This window comes from Mesorhizobium sp. M1338 (genome assembly GCF_040318045.1).
GTDB lineage: Bacteria > Pseudomonadota > Alphaproteobacteria > Rhizobiales > Rhizobiaceae > Mesorhizobium.
Genome location: NZ_JAMYLL010000137.1, coordinates 1 through 1056 on the forward strand (window position 1 = coordinate 1; position 1056 = coordinate 1056).

Here is a 1056-nt window from a genome sequence, read left to right on the forward strand (position 1 = left end):
ACCCCGCATGTCGCCAGCGTCACCCAGCCGGCGACCGCTGCGCCCGCCGTTATCGACAACATCAGGCGCCACCGCGCGGGCCTCGATCTCATCGGGCTCGTCGACCGATTGCGCGGTTATTGAAATCCAACCCGAAAGGCCATTCCTTGTCCCTACTCAAGACCGTCGATACCAACCCAGACTTCACCCCGCGCGAATCCAAGGCGCTGCCCGAACGACGAATTGCCGGCGACCCCGCCTTCAAGACCTGGGCACAGGACGCCGCCAAGGGCGACCTTGTCCGTACCGGCGTCTGGGAGGCGACGCCGGGGGAGACGCGCTCGATCAAGGGCGACACGTTCGAGTTCTGCCACATCCTCTCCGGCGTGATCGAAATCACGCCCGATGGCGGCGAGACGATGACCTACCGCGCCGGCGACAGCTTCGTAATGAAGCCCGGCTTCACCGGTATCTGGAAGACCATCCAAACGGTGCGCAAGATCTACGTGACGGTCGGATAACGGAACCCGCGTGAGGTGCCTGCATGCGCGGAAGATTTTGCCGTCTCGCGTGCCTGGCACGCAACATTCGGCGGCGGCGGATCGCCGAACAGCGCATGCTGCGTGCCAGCACGCGCTAGGCTCCAGCCGATGCCGCAGAGTGGTTGTCGATGAGCCTGAGCTTCGATCCCAATACAATCCGCCTCCCCGTCGGCCACTTCATCGGCGGGGAACTGATCCCGGCCGAGGGTGGGATCGAAATGCGCCGCCCGTCGGATGGCAAGTCATACACGGCCTGCCCAGTGGCTGGCGTAGACGTCGTCGACCGTGCGGTGGAAAGCGCCAAGGTGGCGCTGAAGACCAGCAACTGGGGCGGCGTCCGGCCACGCGAGCGCACCAGGGCGCTCCAGGCTTGGGCTGACCTGATCGAGGCGGAAGCCGAAACGCTGGCCAGGATCGAGGCGCTGTGCTCGACGCGGCCCGTAGGCCAGCTCGTCGCCGGCGATATCGCCATAACCGCCGAGCAGATACGCTTCTTTGCCGAGTTCGCCGACAAGGAAGGCAGCGAGCTTGTGCC

General features: G+C 65.3%; 2 protein-coding genes and 1 pseudogene. All 3 read left to right on the forward strand.

From position 1 onward, the window contains the following. Window positions 1-123: pseudogene (locus NKH19_RS33315) on the forward strand (glyoxylate/hydroxypyruvate reductase A); the annotation flags it as partial. A 23-nt stretch (window positions 124-146) separates the two neighbouring features. Beyond that, on the forward strand, window positions 147-500 hold the full coding sequence (locus NKH19_RS33320) for a cupin domain-containing protein (protein WP_352863599.1): 354 nt from the start codon (window positions 147-149) through the stop codon (window positions 498-500). Between the two features lie 149 nt (window positions 501-649). Then, the coding region (locus NKH19_RS33325; protein ID WP_352983955.1) for an aldehyde dehydrogenase family protein at window positions 650-1056 on the forward strand (407 nt) is incomplete at its 3' end.